The organism is Mesorhizobium sp. USDA 4132 (assembly GCF_056279545.1).
The window spans coordinates 956,415-977,363 of the sequence record NZ_JBWCCP010000002.1 but is presented as its reverse complement, the minus strand read 5'-3'; the positions used below and the strand labels follow the sequence as shown (position 1 = coordinate 977,363).

General features: G+C 59.7%; 19 protein-coding genes. 9 read left to right on the top strand and 10 right to left on the bottom strand.

Annotated features, from left to right (window positions below; genetic code table 11):
* Positions 1 to 205: 205 nt before the first annotated feature.
* From ACZ9IU_RS27315 to ACZ9IU_RS27275, 9 genes are all read right to left on the bottom strand, one after another.
* A complete protein-coding gene (locus tag ACZ9IU_RS27315; protein WP_040124781.1) occupies positions 206 to 1,399 on the bottom strand; it encodes a serine hydrolase domain-containing protein in 1,194 nt (397 codons plus the stop codon).
* Between the two features lie 29 nt (positions 1,400 to 1,428).
* The gene (locus ACZ9IU_RS27310) at positions 1,429 to 2,355 is read right to left on the bottom strand and encodes a MurR/RpiR family transcriptional regulator (RefSeq protein WP_498957848.1); all 927 of its coding nucleotides are present in this window, start codon (positions 2,353 to 2,355) and stop codon (positions 1,429 to 1,431) included.
* 15 nt (positions 2,356 to 2,370) lie between these two features.
* Positions 2,371 to 3,822 carry an amidase gene (locus tag ACZ9IU_RS27305; RefSeq protein WP_040124785.1) on the bottom strand — a complete coding sequence of 484 codons (1,452 nt, stop codon included), beginning with the start codon at positions 3,820 to 3,822 and terminating at the stop codon, positions 2,371 to 2,373.
* A complete protein-coding gene (locus tag ACZ9IU_RS27300; RefSeq protein WP_040124786.1) occupies positions 3,812 to 5,476 on the bottom strand; it encodes an ABC transporter ATP-binding protein in 1,665 nt (554 codons plus the stop codon). The genes ACZ9IU_RS27305 and ACZ9IU_RS27300 overlap by 11 nt, the downstream gene beginning before the upstream one ends.
* A complete protein-coding gene (locus tag ACZ9IU_RS27295; protein WP_040124788.1) occupies positions 5,473 to 6,324 on the bottom strand; it encodes an ABC transporter permease in 852 nt (283 codons plus the stop codon). Before ACZ9IU_RS27295 ends, ACZ9IU_RS27300 begins: the two co-directional genes overlap by 4 nt.
* 11 nt (positions 6,325 to 6,335) lie before the next feature.
* Positions 6,336 to 7,274 (bottom strand): ABC transporter permease, encoded by a 939-nt coding sequence (locus ACZ9IU_RS27290; protein WP_040124789.1) that lies wholly within the window; start codon positions 7,272 to 7,274, stop codon positions 6,336 to 6,338.
* 61 nt (positions 7,275 to 7,335) lie between these two features.
* Complete coding sequence (locus ACZ9IU_RS27285; RefSeq protein WP_040124791.1) at positions 7,336 to 8,883, bottom strand: ABC transporter substrate-binding protein; 1,548 nt, start codon at positions 8,881 to 8,883, stop codon at positions 7,336 to 7,338.
* A 72-nt stretch (positions 8,884 to 8,955) separates the two neighbouring features.
* The gene (locus ACZ9IU_RS27280; RefSeq protein WP_040124792.1) at positions 8,956 to 9,222 is read right to left on the bottom strand and encodes a hypothetical protein; all 267 of its coding nucleotides are present in this window, start codon (positions 9,220 to 9,222) and stop codon (positions 8,956 to 8,958) included.
* A gap of 14 nt (positions 9,223 to 9,236) precedes the next feature.
* Positions 9,237 to 10,004 (bottom strand): IclR family transcriptional regulator, encoded by a 768-nt coding sequence (locus tag ACZ9IU_RS27275; RefSeq protein ID WP_244447555.1) that lies wholly within the window; start codon positions 10,002 to 10,004, stop codon positions 9,237 to 9,239.
* Between the two features lie 108 nt (positions 10,005 to 10,112).
* Between ACZ9IU_RS27275 and ACZ9IU_RS27270 the strand changes: the two genes are divergently transcribed.
* From ACZ9IU_RS27270 to ACZ9IU_RS27230, 9 genes are all read left to right on the top strand, one after another.
* Entirely contained in the window at positions 10,113 to 11,264 is a 1,152-nt protein-coding gene (locus tag ACZ9IU_RS27270; protein ID WP_051900469.1) for an ABC transporter substrate-binding protein, read from the top strand.
* Between the two features lie 75 nt (positions 11,265 to 11,339).
* Positions 11,340 to 12,218 (top strand): branched-chain amino acid ABC transporter permease, encoded by an 879-nt coding sequence (locus tag ACZ9IU_RS27265; protein ID WP_244447556.1) that lies wholly within the window; start codon positions 11,340 to 11,342, stop codon positions 12,216 to 12,218.
* A 1-nt stretch (position 12,219) separates the two neighbouring features.
* Complete coding sequence (locus ACZ9IU_RS27260) at positions 12,220 to 13,128, top strand: branched-chain amino acid ABC transporter permease (protein ID WP_040124795.1); 909 nt, start codon at positions 12,220 to 12,222, stop codon at positions 13,126 to 13,128.
* 17 nt (positions 13,129 to 13,145) lie between these two features.
* Positions 13,146 to 13,925, top strand: a complete 780-nt coding sequence (locus ACZ9IU_RS27255) for an ABC transporter ATP-binding protein (protein WP_040125783.1) — start codon at positions 13,146 to 13,148, stop codon at positions 13,923 to 13,925.
* A complete protein-coding gene (locus ACZ9IU_RS27250) occupies positions 13,918 to 14,634 on the top strand; it encodes an ABC transporter ATP-binding protein (protein ID WP_040124797.1) in 717 nt (238 codons plus the stop codon). Before ACZ9IU_RS27255 ends, ACZ9IU_RS27250 begins: the two co-directional genes overlap by 8 nt.
* 23 nt (positions 14,635 to 14,657) lie before the next feature.
* Complete coding sequence (locus tag ACZ9IU_RS27245) at positions 14,658 to 15,386, top strand: SDR family NAD(P)-dependent oxidoreductase (RefSeq protein WP_157885303.1); 729 nt, start codon at positions 14,658 to 14,660, stop codon at positions 15,384 to 15,386.
* Positions 15,379 to 16,119, top strand: a complete 741-nt coding sequence (locus ACZ9IU_RS27240) for an SDR family NAD(P)-dependent oxidoreductase (RefSeq protein WP_498957819.1) — start codon at positions 15,379 to 15,381, stop codon at positions 16,117 to 16,119. The genes ACZ9IU_RS27245 and ACZ9IU_RS27240 overlap by 8 nt, the downstream gene beginning before the upstream one ends.
* Before the next feature lie 55 nt (positions 16,120 to 16,174).
* A complete protein-coding gene (locus tag ACZ9IU_RS27235; RefSeq protein ID WP_051900470.1) occupies positions 16,175 to 16,951 on the top strand; it encodes a polysaccharide deacetylase family protein in 777 nt (258 codons plus the stop codon).
* A gap of 61 nt (positions 16,952 to 17,012) precedes the next feature.
* Entirely contained in the window at positions 17,013 to 18,443 is a 1,431-nt protein-coding gene (locus tag ACZ9IU_RS27230) for an amidase (RefSeq protein WP_040124802.1), read from the top strand.
* Between the two features lie 1,162 nt (positions 18,444 to 19,605).
* Here ACZ9IU_RS27230 and ACZ9IU_RS27225 read toward each other — a convergent pair.
* On the bottom strand, positions 19,606 to 20,922 hold the full coding sequence (locus tag ACZ9IU_RS27225) for an MFS transporter (protein ID WP_040124805.1): 1,317 nt from the start codon (positions 20,920 to 20,922) through the stop codon (positions 19,606 to 19,608).
* Between the last annotated feature and the right edge of the window lie 27 nt (positions 20,923 to 20,949).

Here is a 20,949-nt window from a genome sequence, read left to right as displayed (position 1 = left end):
CGGATCAAGCCCCAGGGGGCGATCGCGTCCCCGCGGTCATCGCCGCGGTGGTCGGAGGGCTGGCCCATACCTGGATCAGTGACACGATCGACGCGCACTGCCGCTGATAGCCGGCCAAGAGAAAGCGCACCGTTCCTAGTGAACGGTGCGCTCCGGACCATCCGGCCAACTGGCGCGGCTGCGCATAGAAAGAGGGAGTAGCCTCTCACTGCAATGACAGCGCTCCTCGGATAGCGCTTACGGCCGCCAGGGTCGTCTTCATCCGAATCGTGCTGACGAATTCCGGCCAGCTCGACAGGACAACCGCCGCGAAATCCGTCTCGGGATCGATGTAGATCAGTTGTCCGAAGACGCCGCGGGCCATATAGACGCCGCGGGCCGCATCCTCGATCCAGAACTGGTTGTGATATGCGCCGGCGGGCAGAACTTCTTGATAGATGCCGCCGAAAAGCGTTGGATCAGCGCCGAACCGTGTCCCGGCAATCCATTCGGTCGGCACGATGCGTCGGCCATCAATCTCGCCGCCGCGAAGATGCAGCATGGCGAAACGAGCGTAGTCGCGCATCGTCGCATTGAAGCCGCCATCCCCCAAGGCGTAGCCTGCGGCATCCACCGTGAAGTAAGCGTCTTCCTCCGCGCCCATCGGCACCCACAATTCACGGCTGACGAGTTCTGCGAGCGGTGTAGCCGTGGCGCGCTGTAGAACGAACGCCAGGACATCCGTCTCAATCGAGCGATAGCGGAAGGAGGTGCCGTGCGGGCACTCCAAGTCCTTCAAAGACAGGATCAGGTCCCAGACACTCGTCGGCCAGGTCGGGTTCCGACGATCCTTCCAGCCGCTGGCGACATCCAACTGCGCCATGTGGGAATCATGCGTTGTGTAGGTCTCATCGAAGACCACGCCGCTGGTCATGTCGAGCACGTGCTGGACGGTCGCGCCGCGGTATGCGGTTGCCTCCAGCTCCGGCAGGTACTGTGTCACGGCCGCGACCGGGTCGACCACTCCGCGGCCGATCAGGATGCCCGCCAGGGTGCCGACAATCGATTTGGCGATCGATTGCGACAGGTGTTGGGTATGGGGCGTCAGGCCGTTGAGGTAGCGCTCAGCAACAATCTTACCGCCATGGAGTACCAGAAGGCCGTCGGCGTAATTCGTCTCGAGAAAACTGCCAATGGAATGGACCTGTCCCTCCGCCGCAAAGGAGATGGCGTCGATATCCTGCAGATTGCTCGGTAGAACGCTTGCCGCCCCCCCTCCCCGCAATACGGGTGTAGTCGGTAGCAGCTCCCTGACATGCTGGAAGGTCCAGCGGTTCCAAGGCGCCCGGTCCCAATCTTGCCTCGGAATGAGAGGATTGCCGGGTGCAGTTGGATCGCGGAGTGGCGAGATGTTCGTCATGGGTTCTTTCGTTTGTGGTTTTAGAAGGATCAATCGTCGCGGCGGAGATAGCTGCCGCCGACGAACTCTCCGAAGAGTGTGCCCATGTCGCTCATCATGGCGAAGTTGCGCTTAGCCTTTGGCCCGAGTTTGGTGGCAACGGCGTCGATGAGCAGATTGAGCACGACACTGATACTTGCCGTAGAATCCCAGAAGGTTTTCACATGCGTATGCGCCTCGAAAACGAAGCGCGTATATGCAAACGCCCAATGACTGAATTTGTCGGTGACGATAACCAGTGGCATGCCCATCGACTTCAACTTCTCGACAAGCTTGATGCCGCGAGTCGCGTACGAGGCCGTGTCAATAAGGACCACGGCGCTCTGCTTCGGATCTGCATTGATGATTTCGCCGAACGTGCCCGAGGTATTGTCTACGAAAATGACGTTGGGTCGCGCCCACAGCAGTCGGCTGGCAAAATCCATGGCCAACCCTTTCGAGGCCTGGAAGCCGACGACATAGATAGTGCGGGCCTTCACGAGCAGGCTTGCGGCCTCCTCCCAGGCTTCGGTGTTGGTCAAGGCATAGGCTTTGACGATGGCGTCGAGTTCCAACCGCAGGCTTTCCTGCAACTGCGACTGCCGGCCGTCGCGCATCTGGAAGCGGGCCAGGTAATCGTCGACCTCGGTGTCCTTCTCCGAGACCGCGACGCGCAACCGCTTCTTCAGGGCGCGCAGGCTCTCAAAACCGAGGCCGCGAACGAACCGGGTGACGGTCATTTCGCTAACGCCCACCGCCTCTGCTATGCTGCTGCCGGTCTCGAACGGCAAAATCTCGATATTGTCCAGGATATAGCCGGCAAGGCTTTGCTCCGAGGGCGAGAAACCGGACATCCGCTCGCGCAGGATCGCTTCGATGTCGATCTTCTGTTCAGCGCCACTTGATCCCTTACCATCCTTGCCGCTTCGTGCTTTCACCACAGTGACAGACTCCTAGAAATTGGCGGCGTGAATGGTCGGCCGCCCCTGCCCCCAGATGCCGGGGGCGCTCTCAACCTCTTCCTCGATTTGCCGGGCGGCCGCAAGCAGAAGGTCGTCGCGTCCGAAACTGGCGACAAGCTGTATACCTATAGGGAGACCGTCTCGGCTGCGTCCAAGTGGCAGGGAGATAGCGGGCTGCCCCGTCGCATTGAACAGCGCGGTAAAGGTCTCCTTCGGCGCAAGATCATTGAACACGCCTTCCGCATCGATGCCCGCTCGGTCCGGATCGAACGTTCCGATCGGTTCTGGCAGTATGGCGTTGGTTGGTGTCAGCAAGAGATCAAGTCCGGCAAGGAAGCGCCCGAGCTGCCGCGTCACCCGGTCATAGACGGCCAGCGCGTCGACAAGCTGAGCACCGCTGATGCCGTGCCCCCAGCGACAAAGAGCATATGCGCTGGCGCCAAGCGCTTCCTCGAGCGAACGGTTCATATGCCGCGCCATCGCTGGCATATGCGCGGCGGCGTCGGCGGCCCAGATGATCTTCTGCGCCTGGAGGAAACTCGGGTAATCGAAGTCCGGCGACGCTTCCTCCACATGGTGGCCAAGGGATGAAAACTGCTCCGCCGCCGATCTTACCGCGGCAAGAACCTCCGGGTCGATCTGGACCCCGGACCAGGAGCGCGTGCAAAGGGCGATGCGCAGGCCGTGCGGCCTGTGCTTGATGGCGTCGACATAGGTGCCCACTGGCGGTGCGATCTCATAACCGTCGCCTGCATCGGGGCCATGGCAAAGGTCGAGAAGGGCAGCAGTATCGCGCACGGAGCGTGTGAGCATAAAGGCAGTTGCCAAGCCGTGAAGCGGGGCGTTTCCGTTCGGCGCGCCGGTAACGCGCCCGCGAGAAGGTTTAAGACCGATCAAGCCGCAGAACGCCGCCGGATTGCGGATTGACCCACCACCGTCGCTTCCCTGTGCAAAAGGCACGATGCCTGCGGCGACGGCCGCTGCGGCACCGCCGCTGGATCCCGCAACGCCGCGCTCCGGATCCCAAGGATTGCGCGTTGCGCCATAGAGGGGCGATTCCGTCGTGGCTGGGACGCCAAATTCGGAACTTGTCGTGCGGCCGACATTGTTCAGGCCGCCGGCGCGCAACCGTGTCCAGTAGACGGCATCATTGGCGGCGCGGAAACCTTGCGCGAGACGGCTGCCGAACTCGGCCGGGCGGCCCGCCTCGATCGGGAAATCCTTGGTGAGGGTGGGAATGCCGCCGAAGGGGGTGGCGGACGCCGCCTCCGGCAGGGTCTCGAGCGCGTCCGGATAGAGTTCGATGACGGCGTTCAGCGCCGGGTTCACGGCCGCGACGGCCTGTTCGACGCACCGGCCGAGCTCCTTCGGAGTGACATTGCCATTTGCCAGCAGACGTGCGAGGCTGGTTCCATCATGGGCTGCATATTCATCAAGGCGCATGGGTCACTACCGGTTGTGAAGGGGAAATTGTCCGGACCGACGGCAGCCGGGCCAGCGAACCGACCAGCGCCTGCGTATAAGGATCCTGCGGTGTGGACAGAACGTGCTGCGCTACGCCCTGCTCGACGACGCGCCCGGCCTTGAAGACATAGACGCGCTGACAAAAGCTGCTCACCACGGCGAGATCGTGCGAAATGTAGAGGAGCGTCAGCGAGCGCTCGCGCTGGAGCCGCACGAGCAGTTCCAGGATCTGCGCCTGCGTCGTAACGTCGAGCGCCGAGGTGATTTCGTCCGCGATAAGAAGCTGCGGCTTCAGCGCCAGTGCCCGTGCAAGGCCGACGCGCTGGCATTGTCCGCCGGAAAGTTGCTGCGGTTTGCGATAGCGCAGGCTGCTCGGCAACTCCACCATCTCCAGCAACGCATCGGCTTCTTTCCGCGCTGTTTTTCGGTCCGCGATGCCATGGCGCCAGATCGGCTCCGCGACGGCCTCGGCAATCGTCAGGCGCGGATTGAGCGAATCGTACGGGTTCTGGAACACCATTTGTACGCGGCGGCGGAACGCCGTCAGCGCCTCTCCTCGCAGCGCACCGACATCCTGTCCGTCCAGACGGGTCACGCCGCCGCTCGGCGTGTTCAGGCGGATGATCGACCGGGCAAGCGTGCTCTTGCCGGAGCCGCTTTCACCGACGATACCAACCGTTTCGCCCGTATTGATCTCCAGATCGACGCCGTCGAGGGCGCGGAAGGAATTGCCGCTTCCGAAGCCGCTGAACAGCCCCTGACCGACGGGGAACGTCACCGAAAGGTTTTCGACACGAAGCAGGGGCGTTGTCCGTTCCGGGCCAACGTCCGTACCATAGCTCTTACGGCCCGGCTGGGATTCGATCAGCAGCCTCGTATACGGATGGCGCGGTCGGTTAATGACGTCGTCGATCGGCCCCTGTTCCACCACCTCGCCATTGCGCATGACCACGACCCGCGAGCAGATATCTGCGACCACGCCCAGATCGTGCGAAATGAGGATCATCGCAAGCCCGGTCTTGCGGTTGAGGTCCTTGAGCAATTCGAGAATGCGGGCCTGAACGGTGACATCGAGCGCTGTCGTCGGTTCGTCGGCGATCAAAAGCTTCGGCTGGCAGCCGATGGCGGCGGCGATCATCGCCCGCTGTTTCATGCCACCCGAAAACTCGTGCGGATAGGAGCGCGCACGCTTTTCTGGCTCGTGTATACCCACATCTTCCAGCAGCTTGACCGCGCGCTGGAGACCTTCGCGCTTGCCGATGCCAAGGTGCCGGATCATCGGCGCCGAAACCTGCTGGCCGATCCGGCGCAGAGGATCGAGATGCGATGCCGGGTTCTGGAAAATCATGCCGACATCTCGGCCGCGAACAGCGCACAGTTCGTCCTCGTTGAGCGTCAGCAAGTCGCGTCCATCAAGGGCCACCGTGCCCTCGGCGCGTGCCGTCGCCGCCAGCAGTCGCATCACGGCGCGGCAGGTCACGGATTTGCCCGAACCACTTTCGCCGACAATGCCTAGGATTTCTCCCGGCTGAAGCGTGAACGACACGTTCTTCACCGCCACGAAGCCGCCGAAGCTGACAGACAGATCCTTGACTTCAAGCAGTGGCGGCTTGCCCGTTTCCAGCCCGCTCATGCCGTCACTCCCTTCCGTTGCCACTGCCCCAATCCATCGCCAAGCAGCGCGAAACCGAGGCCGAGCGAAATCGCGGCCAAGCCCGGGAACAGGCAGATCCACCAGGCCTGCTGCACGAAAGCCTGCCCGTCGGCGATCATCACGCCCCATTCGGCCAGCGGCGGCTGCGCGCCCATGCCCAGAAACCCGAAGCTCGCACCGGCGAGCATAACGAGCACCGCATCGCTGACCGCGTAGGCGATGACGGGCCCGATGGCGTTCGGCAGCACATGATGGCCGAGAATGGCGGCCGGCCCATAGCCGAGGCATTTGGCCGCCTGGATAAATTCGCTTTCGCGGATCGTCAGCACCTGCGCCCGTACCAGCCGCGCATAGCTGACCCAGCCGACCAGCGTCAGCGCCAGGATGAAATTGAGCAGCCCCGGTCCGAGCACGCCGACAATGGCCAGCACCAGCACGAAGAAGGGGAACGCGACGGTCAGGTCATAGATGCGCATGAATACGTTATCGACCACCCCGCCGAAATAGCCGCTCAACAGCCCGATCGTCGTACCGATCAGGAGGGGCGGAAGTACCCCGACCACGCAGAGCAAAAGATCGACCCGGCTTGCGAAAAGAACCCGCGAGAAGACGTCGCGGCCGACCTGGTCCGTGCCGAACCAATGGGCGGCACTCGGCGGCGAAAGCATGTTCATGATGTCGATGGCATCGGGATCATAGGGCGCGATCGCCGAAGCGGCCAGCGCCGTCACCAGCCATCCGCCGAGGATGACGAGCGCGATGAGCATGATAGGCGTTATGCTGCGGGCGGGCGGCGCAGTTTCCACCAGAATGGGGCTGTCAGCCATGGGCGATCTCCTCAGAGCCGGACGCGCGGGTCGATAAAGGCGGTGAGCAGGTCCACCATCAGCGTGATCAGGACGGTCGAGACCGCAAAGATCAGCGTCAGGCCCTGCACGACGTAATAGTCGCGGCCGAGCAACGCATTGACCATCAGCGTGCCAAGGCCGGGCACCGCATAGACGGTTTCGACGATGATGGCGCCGCCGATCATGAAAGCCACCATGACGCCGAGCAGGTTGAGGGTCGGCAGCACGGCGTTCGGCAACATGGTCTGCCAGAAGATTTGCCGTTCCGTCGCGCCCTGCGCCCGCGCGGCCGTGACGAAGTCGGCCGTGGTCTTTTCAATGAGAGCGGCGCGCAGGCTCTGGGTCAGAACCGGCACCAGCCAGATCGCCGTCGACAGGGCTGGCAGGAAGAGGTGATGAAGATGGCCCGTGAAACCGGCGCCGTAACCCGAGACGGGGAACCAGCCGAGGCTGACGCCGAAGAAGCGCGACATCATGATACCCAGCCAGAACACCGGGATGGTGAGGCCGGCAATCCCCACCAGACGAATGATCTGGTCGGCGATGCCGCCTGGACGCCGGGCGCCGAGGATGGCGAGCGCGACAGTCGGCGGGATGGCGAGGCACAGCACGTAGCAGGTCAGGAACAATGTCGGCCACATGAACTGCTCGATAAGCTGGCTCACCGGCCGCTGAAAGCGCAGCGACAGGCCGATATCGCCCCAAACGAGGTTGGCGAGATAGGTCAGGAACTGGCGCCAGAGCGGCAGATCGAGCCCATACTGCGAACGGATCGCCGCGATGGTCTCGAGGCTCGCCCTTTCCCCGGCCATAAGCCGCGCTGGATCGCCCGGGGCCATGTGGACCAACAGAAACGTCACGAGGCTGATGCCCGCGAGCACGCCGATCAATTGCAGCAGGCGCCGCGAAATGAGTCGCAGAAGGGACAAATCCGGTTCTCCGGTTCGAGCGTCAAGGGCACGCCCCTGATTGGGGCGCGCCTGAGGCGGATCACTGGCCGATGGACGTCTCTTCCAGGGTCCATTGCAGCGAGGGGGTCAGCTTGAGGCCTTGCAGACGCTTGGAATAGGCAACCGCATTCGGCGCATAGTAGAGCGGAATCTGCGCGACCTCTTCCGTGGTGATCTTCTGGATTTCCTTGTAGATCTCCGCGCGCTTGACCGGTTCGGCCTCCTTGGTGCCCTGCTCGACGAGTTCGTCCACCTTCGGGTTCGCATAGAAGGTGTTGTAGGAGTTGGAACCGCAGCTTCCACACACCGCCCAGCGGACAGCGAGATCGGGATCGGGCGTCTCGTTGTACCACCAGTTGGCCGCAGCGTCGTAGTCGCCCTTGCCGGTGGCATCCCACCAGGCGCCGCTGTCGACATTGACGATGACCGGCTTCAGGCCGATCGCCTGCCATTGCGCCTGGATGAGCAGCGCCGTCTGCTGGGAGGGCGCGTCTGCCGCCGCCAGGATCTTCACTTCGTGCCCCACCATGCCGGATTCGGCGAGCAGTTCCTTCGCCTTGGCGGGATCATAGGGGATGCCCGGATAATCCTTGTCATGGAAATCAACGCTGCCCGGCAGCGTGGTGTTTGCCGGCTCGGCATAACCGCGCGTGATGGCTTTGGCCATCGCCTTATTGTCGATCGCCATGCCAGCCGCCTGCCGGGCCTTCAGATCGGAAAAGGGCGCACGCTTGTGGTTTAGTAGGGTCATATAGATTGTGGTCGAGGGTTCGAGCCGAATATCGACCGTGTCGACCGCCTTCAGTTCGTCGATCTGCGTCCACGGCACCGCCCGCACGGCATCGATCTCGCCGGCCTTCAGCATCGCGATACGGGTTTCAGGCGAGGCAACCTCGATCAGTTCGACCGTACTATCCGACTTCGGGTAGCCCTTGCGCCAGTAATGCGGATTAGGCTCCAGGATAAGCCTTTCGTTCGGCTTCCACTGCTTGACTTCGTAGGGGCCGGACGTGACCGGTACGGTGGCGAAGGCTGCTTCTTCACCTCGCTTGTCGACATCGGCTTTTGAGACGATGGCCATGTTCCAGATCTCCGCATTCCCGAGGAACGGTGCGAAAGCCGACTTGAGCGTGACCAACACTGTCTTTGAATCGGCCGCCGTCACCGACTCCAACGCACCGAGTGGCGCGGGATAAGCCGATTTCTTGTCGCTCCGCACTCGCTCGAGGCTGAAAGCCACGTCACCGGCCGTTATCGGTGAGCCGTCGGAGAAATTCGCATCGCGCAAATGAAAGGTGTAGGTCTTGCCGTCCGGCGAAATCCCCCATTTCTCCGCAAGCCCCGGCTCCAGCGCGCCAGTGTCGGAGTTGCGGCGCAGCAGGCGCGAGTAAAGCTGACCGTAGGTTTCTATATTGCCGGCCGCTGCTGAGCGCATCGGATCGAGCGTTGTAGTCTGGTAAGGCGATGCGATCCGGATGACGTCGGCGGCGAACGCAGGATTGGTATAAAATAAACCAGTGGCGACAAGCGCAGCCACGTGCAATTTCGCGCCCGCGCCCCGCGTGCGGGATCCGATTAAGGAATTCATCTTGTTCTCCTCCCGGTATTTCTCTTGTGCCTCTCGGCATGGGAAGAGCCTATGAGAGATAGATAACTTATGTCAACAAGAAAGTTGGAAAGATAACATCTGCTGCCATCGTTCTGAGCTCGCGCTCAGCGCTTCCGGCGAAGGATTGCCGTTATGAGAGGAGTCATCTTCCGGCTGGCGCGAACATTGCGAGTCGTGCTCGACGGTGACTAGTTCTTTGACTTTCGCCAAGAGGGCAGCTTCGTTTTTGAAAAGCAACAGGCCGCATAGCGACACAATAAGTCGGATGCCCAAGACGCTGATCTGGATAATGCGCCGGCCACATTCTGCCGCCAACATGTCTTGCCTTGTCGTCAAGACCTGTTGGAGATCATCCGCGCAGCTGAGATCGCCAGCGGCGCATGCTTGCGGCAGAAGGTCTCGGGATCCCAGTCTGACAGAGAGGCGGCAATATGCACCGCGCCGATAGGCGTATTTCGCTCGTCAAAGATGGCTGATGCGAGGACGATTTCTCCGATCAGCATCTGCTCCACGCACAGAGCATAACCAATATCGCGGGCCTTCTCGATCTCAGCTAGTATCCCGCTTCTGTCCGTGACCGTCTTTGGCGATTGCGGAACGAGATTCGATCGGTCGAGTATGTCTTCCACGACGTCGCGTGGGAGGTGTGACATCACCGCGCGCCCGCCGGATGCTGCAAACGAGGGAACGCGGCGACCTGTAAGGGTCGCAAAGAATGTTTCGCGCTTCGATTGGCGGCGAAGCGCATAAACAATTTCCACATCCTCGAACAGGCTGAGGTCGATGCGCTCACCCGTCTCATTCTGGAGATCCATCAAAATCGGGCTGGCGCGCTGAATGGTCTGGGAGTGCCGCAGATATTCGAAGGTGAAGTGCAGAAACTTCTTGCCGAGCACATACGTCCGATTTTGCCCGCGTTCCAGATAACCCAGCTGCACCAGCGTGTGAGACAGTCGCTGGATCGTGCTCGCGTCCAAACCAGTGAGCTGTTTCATCTCCTTATGAGTAAGCCTCCCACCATCCCCACTTTTCTCAAAGGCTTCCAGGAGCTGAAACGCCTTTGCCAGAGATTTCACAAATAACGAATTGTCGTCGTTCACAGACGCGACCCCCTGCATACCGCTTGACCAATGATTCGAAGCATAATAAGATATAAAATATCGCATTACAATATAAAATATCGCATATGCCAAACTTAGGAGGAGAGCATGGCTATCTGGTTCAGAGTGGCGATCGCCGCGGGAATGTCCGTCATAATTTCATCCGCCGTAATGTCCGAAGCGTTCGCCGAACAATTGAAGCTCGGCGTTTCTCTTCCACTATCCGGCCCGGCTTCTCTCGCCGGCACGTCGATCCGGGAAGGCATTGAATTTGCCGTTAAGCGGGCAAACAAAAACGGTGGGGTTTTTGGTCAGGACGTGAAGATTTTCATCGAAGACGATGAAGGTAATCCGACCAAGGGCGTAACCGCCATTCGAAAGCTTATTGAACAGGATGGCGTCGTCGGCATAAGCGGCACGTATGTCAGCGCCGTCGCTGCGGCAGAAAGCAAGGTGGCGAAGGAATACAGAGTCCCAATGATTTCGGCTGGCTCAACGTCCTCAGCCGTAACCGATGCCAACACTGCTGGCGATCCTTGGTTCTTCCGCGCGTTTCCAGGAAGCAATACCCAGGCCAAGCAAACCGCGGTCGACACTCTCACCAAGCTGAACGCAAAGACTGTAGCGGTGCTCTACGAGAACTCGATTTATGGCAAGTCGCTGGCTGACGATTTCAAGGCAAATTATCAAGCCGCCGGCGGGAAGGTCATCGCTATGGAGGCATACAACCCAGGCGACAAAGACTTCTATTCTTCTCTGACAAACATCCGGGCTCAGTCACCCTCGGCCGTATATATTGCCGGCCTCATGGACTCCGGCGCGCAGATCATCAGGCAGGCAGGCGAGCTTGGCGTCCAGACACGAATTGTCGGGTCGGGTTCAATGATGAGCGACAAACTGATCGAACTCGCCGGGCCTGCGTCTGAAGGGTTTGCCGTGTCCTCTATGTTCGAACCAAGGACGCCCAACCGTCACGGCGCTGAATTCGCAAAAGAATTTCGAGCGGCCTATCATAAGGAACCTGATGTCTACAGCGCCATTGGCTTCGACTCGATGGGCCTACTCATCGAGGCAGCTCGCCGCGTCGGAAAGCCGGACGGCGCGGGAATCCAACAGCAGCTTCTGAATATGCGAGATTTTCCCCTGACCCAGGGACCGGATGGAACGACGGCTAAATTCGACGACAAGGGCAGCGTGGAGTTCCTAGTCGGCCTTGCCATCGTCAAGAACGGCAAGCGCGAGTGGCTCCCTTTCAACTAAGCCGCCCGAGCTCGGGTACGGGAGCCACTATCCGCTCCCGTACCCGTCTCCATTCCCGCGCCTCGGACAGGAACCTTGACCTTGATACTTTTCCAACAATTCTTTGCCAACGGAGTTGTTATCGGATCGAGCTACGTCCTCGTGGCGCTCGGCCTGACGCTCATCTTCGGAATCCTGAAAATCGTGAACTTCGCCCATGGCGAATTCTACATGGTCGGGGGTTATGTGGCCGTTGTCGGCACGCACATTCTCGGGCTTAGTCCTTTTCCTTCAATCCTCTTGGTGATTGTAGTGATGATCCTATTTGGCTCATTCGTGGAGCGAGCCATCTTCGTTCCCATAGCCCGGAAAGACCCAACCAACGTCATCATCGCGTCGTTCGGATTGTCGATTGTCCTGCAGAACGTAGCACTTAAGGTTGCAGGACCAGAGCCGATGCTTGCTAAAAGCGGACTCCCACGTGGCGCCATCCAGATCGGAGATGTCTTCCTGACCAGCGAGCGGCTTGCGATCGTGGTATTTGCGGCCGTAACAGTAATCGCCCTTCTGCTTGTGCTGAAGTACACCTGGGTCGGGCTGTCGCTTCGTGCCATGTCGGAGAACGCAACAGTGGCGCGAATTTGCGGTATAAATGTCCGTCGAGTGGGCGTTGTGACGTTTGCTATCGGCGCGGCTCTTGCCGGACTTGCCGGCGCGCTAATGGCCACCGTTTTTACTGTCCAGCCGAACGCCGGCAGCCTGATCGTCATGAAGGCATTCGTAATCGTCGTGCTGGCTGGCATGGGAAGCATCGAGGGCGCTATCATTGCGGGCCTCGGTCTGGGCATCATCGAATCCCTGGTCACCGGCTATCTCGGCAACGCGCTCCGGGACATTGTCGGGTTCATCTTCGTGATGGCCGTCCTGACGGTACGTCCTCAAGGCCTGTTCGGCATCAAGACGGATCGGTCCTGATATGCGTACCATTTTCCTCATTGTTATCGCAGCGGCAGCACTTGCCGCCGTCTCGGTCCTATTGGGTAGCGGATATGCGATCAACATCGCCATCGTGGTTTGCATCTACATTATCCTGGCCAGCAGCCTTGATATCGTCATGGGGTGGACGGGCCTCTATTCCTTTGCTCATGCTGCTTTCATGGGAATTGGAGCCTATACAGCAGCCATCCTCGGCAGGGATTTCGGAACTACGTTCTTGATCAACCTGCCGCTAGGCATGCTCGTTGCTGGCCTGTTCGGCTTTCTGCTCGGCCTGCCGCTTCTACGGGCGCAAGGGCATTTCCTGGCGATTATGACCATCGCATTCCAGACAATCGTCTACCTTGTCCTGTCGCAATGGACAAAGTTCACCGGCGGGCAATACGGGATTGAAGTGGTACCGGTCGCTGGCTTCACGACTCTTTCCTCATATTTCTATCTGGTGCTGGCAATTGCCGTCATTTTCCTGGTGGCCATTCATTTGCTGACGCAGTCGCGTTTCGGAGATGCTCTTCAGGCGATCAGGGACGATGAAACGCTGGCACGTACGATTGGCATCAACTCTAAGAAGATCAAACTCGTCGCATTGGCGGTATCGTCGGCATTTGCGGGTGGAGCAGGTGTTCTTCTTGCCTATCACATACGCGGCGTCACGCCTGACGACTATACCGTGCTCGCCTCGGCATCGATTGTGGCGATGGTGGTCCTCGGCGGCCGCGGACGCTTCTGGGGGCCAGTTCTCGGTGCAGTCCTTCTGGTCGCTTTACCTGAACTGCTCTCTAACCTCGCCGACTACAAGCACATCTTTTACGGTGGCGTGCTGGTTCTGGTCACCATGTTTGCTCCGCAGGGGCTTGCGGGAAAATTCTCTCAATGGAGAGCGAAATGACAACGGAAAAGAAACCCATGGCTCCGATCATTCAGGCCGAAGCCCTCACCAAGCATTTCGAGGGGATGGTGGCGCTCAACGCGCTCGACTTCTCCGTCAACGAGGGCGAAATCGTTGGTTTGATCGGGCCGAACGGCTCGGGGAAGTCGACTGTTGTCAATCTTCTGACCGGCGTTCTCGCGCCGACCAGCGGTCGCGTCCTGATCGACGGCAAAGATTTCTCCGGAACTGCTCCGCATCTTATCGCCATGCACGGGGTCGTTCGCACCTTCCAGATGATCAGGCTCTTTGCCAGCTTGACCGTCGAACAGAACATCGTTCTGGCGCTCCAGGAACAGTCCGGGCCCGGATACGTGTCGTCCTTCTTGAACCGTCGCAACGCACGGGCGTGGCGGGAACAGGCAACCAGCCAAGCGCGCGACATGCTGGCCCTTTTCGAGATGGAAAAACATGCCACGAAACTCGCCACGGACCTGTCAATTGGGCAGCAGAGAATGGTCGAACTGGCGCGCGGCCTCGCAACCAGCCCGAGGATCTTCATTCTCGACGAACCGGCAGCCGGGCTTTCGCCCATCAACGTAGATCGGCTCATCGAGATGATCCGCCGTATGCGGGACGATTTCCGCGTGACGGTTCTGCTCGTCGAACACGTCATGCGTGTCGTTCAATCCGTCTGCGACCGAGTCGTCGTCCTCGACTACGGACAGAAGATTGCAGATGGGATGCCCGACCACGTCGTTCGGGACCCCAAGGTCATTGAAGCCTATATCGGATTAGGGCGGGCTTCCCATGCTTGAGTGCAAGAACGTCAATGCCGGGTACGGCAAAGTCCAAATTCTCTACGGTCTCGACTTCACCATAACAAAGGGCGGGTTGAGCGCGATCCTTGGCAGCAATGGGACCGGCAAGTCGACCGCTCTCAAAACACTCGCCGGCCTGGTGCAACCAACCAGCGGAGAAATTCTGCTCGACGGCAAGCGGATCGACGGCGCGGGTGCACATGCAATGGCGGCTGCAGGACTATGCCTCGTCCCACAGGGCAAGGAGGTTCTCGCAGGCTTGAGCGTTTATGAGAACATCCTGATTGGCGCCTATCACCGCCGTAAGGATAAGGCTGGCATAGCCGAAGACGTCGAGATGGTCTATGCCGAGTTCCCGCGCCTCAAGGCCCGCCACAAAGCGCCGGCCGGACTTCTCTCTGGCGGCGAGCGTCAGATGCTGTCGCTCGGGCGGGCATTGATGGCGAGGCCGAGCATGTTGCTGCTCGATGAGCCTTCGGCAGCACTCGCCCCGAAGGTAGTGGGTGAGATCTCCGACATTATCCGCAAGCTGAGGACACGCGGCCTGACCATGCTGCTCGTCGAACAGAACGTCTCGATGGCGCTTGAGCTTGCAGACGAGGTGCACATTCTGCGTGAAGGCCGCTTTGCCTATTCGCGAAAGAACGGTCCCGATCTTAATGTCGAGGAGCTGCGCGAATTCTATTTGGGGAAAGGACGAACGTGATGCGGTTTACGGGGAAAACGGTATTGATCACCGGCGCAGCCGGTGCTCTAGGCGCCGATCTGTCGCAGGCATTTGCCCGTGAAGGGGCCGAGCGACTCTATCTTGTCGATCGTAGTGAAGCCAAACTTAGGGAACTCTGCGCCGCAATCGGTGAAAATGCCATTGCGGTTCGTTGCGACCTTACGTCCGTTACGGACATGCGGCAGGCTTGGGACGGGATGGATCTCAACCTGGGAATCGATGTATTGGTAACCGCTGGTGGAACTCTCGGAAGTGGCAAGCCACTGTTGGAAGTGGACGCGGAAGAGTTCGACCAGATGCTGTCGTTGAATGTTCGCGGCACGCTGCTTGCCGTCCAACTTACCCTGACAGCGCTGAGACAGCGTAAAGGCAACATCGTGACCTACGGTTCCACGGCGGGCTTGGCCGGATCACGTGCGCTCGGCGCCTACTCGACAACCAAAGGAGCCGTATCACTGCTAACCCGCAGCCTCGCGCTATCGCTGGCCGAAGAAGGCATCCGCGTCAACTCAGTCTGTCCCGGGTCGATAACGTCGCCAATGCTGGAGCGGAACTTTGCGGCAGCCGGAGCCGACTCAGAAATGCGCCGCCAGATCTACAAGGATCTTCATCCAATGAAACGTTTTGGCGAGGCGAACGAGGTCACGGAAGCAGTGCTTTACCTCGCCAGCGGCGCAGCGTCATACACGACCGGCGTGGCGCTGCCTGTTGATGGAGGCCGTCTTGCATAGTTTTCATGGCAGGAACGCGGTCGTCACCGGCGCGAACAGCGGGATCGGCCGGGCGACAATTGATCTTCTGATAGGACGTGGAGCGTGTGTCCTTGCGGTCGATCTGGACGTATCGCAACTCGGCGGGGTCCCCGCGATCACAGTCTCCGCCGACCTTTCCGAGGACTCCGCGCCGAAGCGGATCGCAGAAGCCGCGGGCGAACTGGGCGATCTCGACCTCTTAGTCAATTGCGCCGGCGTAGGCGGCTCAAAACGCATCGCTGAAACCGATGATGCCCTGCTCGACCGGATTCTCGGCATTAATCTTCGCTCTGTTATCCGGCTGACGCGCGAACTTCTGCCGCTGCTCCGTCGTCCCGGCGGGGCTATTGTCAATCTTGCTTCCGTATATGGCGAAGTCGGCCGCGTGGGAACTACCGCTTACGCTGCAAGCAAGGGAGGCATCTCGCAGCTCACGCGGCAGTTGAGCGCGGAGGTCGGTCCGGAAGGTATACGGGTAAACGCCGTTGCGCCCGGCTGCATTCTGACGGCGATGACGCGTACCAAGATCGACAACGACCCCGAATACCGCCGAGCGATGATTGCCGGGACGCCGTTGCGGCGGGTCGGCGATTCGACGGAAGTGGCGGAGGTGATCGCTTTCCTGGGGTCCGATCAGGCCTCGTTCGTCAACGGCCAGATAGTTGCCGTCGACGGCGGCTGGCTCGCCTCCGGGGGACATTTTCAGGAGTAAGATTGTGGAGCACTTCGGTCCTATCAGCTGGCCAGGTCAACACCGAGTGGCAGTCATGCTCTCGTTCGATTTCGATGCCGAAACTCTTTGGCTGTCGCGAGACCCAGACAACGCCCGCCGTCCTGGCACGCTATCCCAGGGCAGCTACGGCTCCAAAGTGGGGGTCCCAATGATCCTCGAAGTCTTAAGTGATGCTGGCGTTATGGCGACCTTTTTCGTCCCCGGGTGGACCGCAGAGAAGCACTCCGGCCGGTTGGAGATGATTGTCGCCAAGGGACATGAAGTTGGCCACCACGGCTATCTGCACGAATGGGTCAATCCTGACCAGCCGGAACAGGAGGAAGAGATTCTTGTCAAGGGTCTGGAAGCCTTGAAGAAGACGGTAGGCATCGTACCGACAGGCTATCGGTCACCGGCCTGGGAGACATCGCCGAATATGATCGGCCTGCTGAAACGTTATAGTTTTTTCTACGACAGCTCCTTCATGGATACCGTCAACCCTTACCGGCACCACCTTGAAGACGGATCCGATGGACCGATTGAACTGCCGGTGCACTGGAGCCTGGACGACGCGCCATTCGCGCTCTTTTCTGTACGCGCGCCACGCACCATCGTCACCAACGACCATATTCTGAAGGTATGGCAGGATGAATTCCGCGAGATTTACCGGTGGGGCGGCCTGTTCAATTTGACGATGCACCCTCAGGTCATCGGCCGGCCGTCACGGATCGCGCTGCTCAGGGAATTCATCCAGTGGATACAAACGTTCCCCGGTGTCTGGTTCGCCCAGGGGCATCAGATCGCCGAGGCCTGGGACAAGTCCGAAAATTAATTCTTTAGCACCTTTCAGAGGCTGCACCAAACAAGAGTGCTTCCGTCGGAACGGAGACGTCGTGACATTTGAAGAGTACCGGTCCAAAGACGGCATCGCCCTTGCCGATCTTCTCGCCAACCGCGAGGCAAGCGCGGTTGAATTGATGCGCATCGCGATCGACGCCGCCGAACGCGTCGCCGGGGCCACCAACATGCTGTCCTACAAAGACTATGACAGCGCATTGGCGAAAGCTTCTTGCCACGAAGTGGCTGAAGGGAAGTTCAGTGGCCTGCCTTTCCTTCTGAAGGACTCAGGTCTCGCCTGCACGGACATTCCGACAAGTATCGGCTCCTCACTGTTTGAGGATACGAAGGCCGAGAGCGATGCCACCCTTGTCAGGCGGTTCCGAGACGCGGGATTTATCGCTTTTGCACGTTCGACGGTGCCCGAGTTGTGCATGGCGCCGACGACCGAGGCGCGCCGCAACGGCGGTCCGACCCGCAATCCATTCGACCTGACCCGCTCCTCGGGCGGATCGTCCGGCGGCGCGGCAGTTGCTGTGGCTGCTGGAGTGGTGCCCGTCGCCCATGGTAGTGATGGCGGCGGTTCGATCCGTATCCCAGCGTCGTGCTGCGGCGTCTTCGGTCTGAAGCCGTCCCGTGGTCGTGTTCCGATGGGACCGTTCCGCGGCGAAGGCTGGGGCGGCCTTGCTTGCGATGGCGTTCTGACACGGAGCGTCCGCGATACCGCGCGTGCGCTGGATTTGACCGCTGGCATGGAAGCCGGTGCACCTTATGCGGCACCCCCGGGCGGCAATTTCGAAGCCTGTCTTGACCTGCCCTTGGAGCGCCCTTTGCGGATTGCTGTCTGGAAGGATCCGTGGGGACTGCTGGTGGACGAGCCCTGCCACCAGGCCGTGCAAAAAACGGCGAAACTTTGTGCTGCGCTCGGACACGAAACCGTTGCGATCGAGCCGCCTCGTTTTGACTACGCCGATTTCATAGATGCCATTGTCAGCGTTATGGCGGCAAACATCGCCCTTGCCGCACGCACCAAACTTTCGGCAGAGCGCCGCGATCCCAGGCCGCACGAGCTTGAACCAGCCATTCTCGACGGATACTTCATGGGCGCCCGCACCACGGCCACTGATTATATCGCAGCCGTCAACACGCTGCACGCAACCGGCAGGATGATGGCCACGATGATCGAGGGATATGATCTCGTTCTTTCCCCGAGCCTTGCGACCCTTCCACCGACGCTAGGGACCATTTCAACCAAAGAGGCTGATTTTCGCGGCTTCCGGCGCAAGGCTGGCGAGCTTACTCCGTTTTTGGCAGTTGTGAACGCATCAGGTCAGCCTGCTGCAAGTCTGCCACTGTGGCGGCATAAGGGTCTTCCCGTCGGAGTGCAACTCATTGGCCATTTCGGCCGGGAGGACATGGTGCTGGCCTTGTCGCATCAACTGGAGGAAAGCTCGCTTTGGAGCGTGGCGCGGGGATGGCCTCTTTAGGATCGGCGCAACGCATAAAGGGGGCACGTGGAGCAGATTTTGACCGAAGCGGACCTCAGCACGAGCGGTTGGAAACATGGGACTGGACACCGGGCGCCTACGAAAGCGATTGGATGTTGTACATCGACAAGGGTGCCGAATCCTCATCACCCGATATTAGTCGACCGGTTACAGATCCGCCCGACGCCGGCTTGGCCGTAGCGCTGCACGAATGTCATGTTCCGTGGTTGTACCCCGATACCGCCGATACAGAAAGGGACTCGTAGCCGTCCGCCGGCACGCGCCCTCGGCAAGGGTCGTCAGGTTTCCACGGCGACGGCACGCACTCGGGGCGGCGTCGCTGTCTGCATCGAAACGGGGCGCGCCGGCAATCGTATCCCTGTTGGGTTGCAGGATTTTGCATAGGAATGCGCCGATTGGGGAGATGCCGCGAGAGTTCGAAAACGCCACCGGCTGTGTGGTTCGCGCGATATCAAACTCAGGAAATCACGTCCGATAGCGTCCGACAATGATCGACCGGTCGTAACGCGCTCGACGTGTGGGTCCAGACCCTCAACGCGAAGGCAGCCGACCGCTTCGTCACAAGTTGCAAAGGCTTGCGCTACGCGCCCGATATTATCCACGACGGTAAACTCGGATCCATGGCGCTGCCCTACGCGAGATCCTGCCGGTTGTTGGCATCGCGAGAGCCGATACTCCAACAATCGCTGTGAGGTCTAACGCCAACCCACGCCGCCGGCGGAGCGCCACATGAGGCGCTTCAAGCCGCTCGCTATGCCCCAGTTGTTTCACTCAGCCGAGTACGATCTACTAATATTTTCAGCTCCGCCGTCATCGTCTGTCTGCCAATGAGTACCAGGCTCCGCGTGAGAACGTCTATGCCACCTGGAGCGACGCGACCACTGGGGGCTTACATGCAATAGCTCGAACGAACCTGACTGCTCAGCACATGCCAGCCTTGTTAGGTTGGCATTGACTTGACAGTATCCTCCACCGTCCTCAATCCTTGGCGGCACGAAAAGATGCGGCTGGCGATCTTATCCGAAAATAAACTATTCGAAGTTTGTAGCGGTCGCCTCAGATTACTGGGACATCACCGCGTCGTCAGTCCCGGGATCATGCAGGTGTTCTGCGACCCTGCAGAATCCCGGGCTATCTACCTTCAACTCTGCACAGGGTCTCCGTGCGGGCTAACCACAACCGTGTCTGGCACGCTTTGATAGCGCTTAATAAGTGTGACGCAGATCAGCGAGACACCAGCCAAAGCGCTCGCAAATAGGGCGAGCGGCCACCATTCTCCCTTGTAGTTTTCTGCGAGAACCGTTCCTAGGACCGGTGTCAGCCCCCCCGCGGCTGCGCCGCAGAACTGATACGCGATTGAGATGGCGCTGTACCGGACACGAGTTGGGAAGATCTTCGAAATGTAGCCGGCGATTACAGCGTAGAAGAATGCTCCAGCAAAGGTGTTCACGACGAGGCCGAGCAGAAGCAGCCAGAAGTTTCCAGTCCCGACGAGTAGGAACAACGGATACGGCGTGAGCATCGCAACGGTCAGGCAAAGTTGCAGGAATAAGCGTTCCTTGCCGAACTTTTCCGCTATCCTGGCACCGATGGGCTGCGACAGGAGCTGAACCACTGCTGCCCAAAACAGCGCATCGAGAATGGTCGACCGCGGAATTCCGACATACTGTGTTGCATAGGCAATCATGAACGTACTGTAAAAGTACACGGACGCGATGCCGAAGGTGTTCGCGCCCATTGCCAGTATAATCGGCAACCGCCACTCGCGCAGCAGTTCCATGGCAGGTGTAGTGGACTGTTCGGCCCTCTTCTTAATATCCTCGAATTCGGGAGTCTCATCCACGTTCAGTCGAATGATAAGGCCAACGCCTAGGAGCACAATGCTGACGAGGAACGGTACACGCCAGCCCCAACTCATAAACGTAGCTTGATCACTCATCCCCGCCACTCGAAATGCGAGCAGCGCAAGAATGAGCCCTGCTGGACTTCCTAGTTGAGCGAACGAAGCGAAAAACGTCTGCCTGCCTTTAGGAGCATGTTCCGCGGCCAGAAGAACTGCGCCACCCCATTCTCCTCCGACTGCAATCCCTTGAAAGACACGCAATACGACGAGCAGAATGGGCGCCCAGATACCGATCTGCGCGTAAGTTGGCAGGAGCCCGATTCCGACCGTAGCACAGCCCATCATGACCAAGGTAGTAACCAAGATGTTTTTACGGCCGACACGGTCACCAAAGTGCCCGAATACCAACCCACCGAGAGGTCTGCCAAAGAACCCAACCGCGAATGTGCCGAAAGCGGAGAGTGTTGCAATATAGGGCGACGACCCGCTAAAGAAGAGGGGCCCGAAGACGAGCGCTGCGGCGAGGCCGTAACAGTAGAAATCGTACCATTCAATCGTTGTGCCGATGAATGATCCAGCTGCGGCTTTGATCGATTGTGATTTTGCGGCAGGCATGTTGGTTCCCCTCCTTTGTTTGATTGG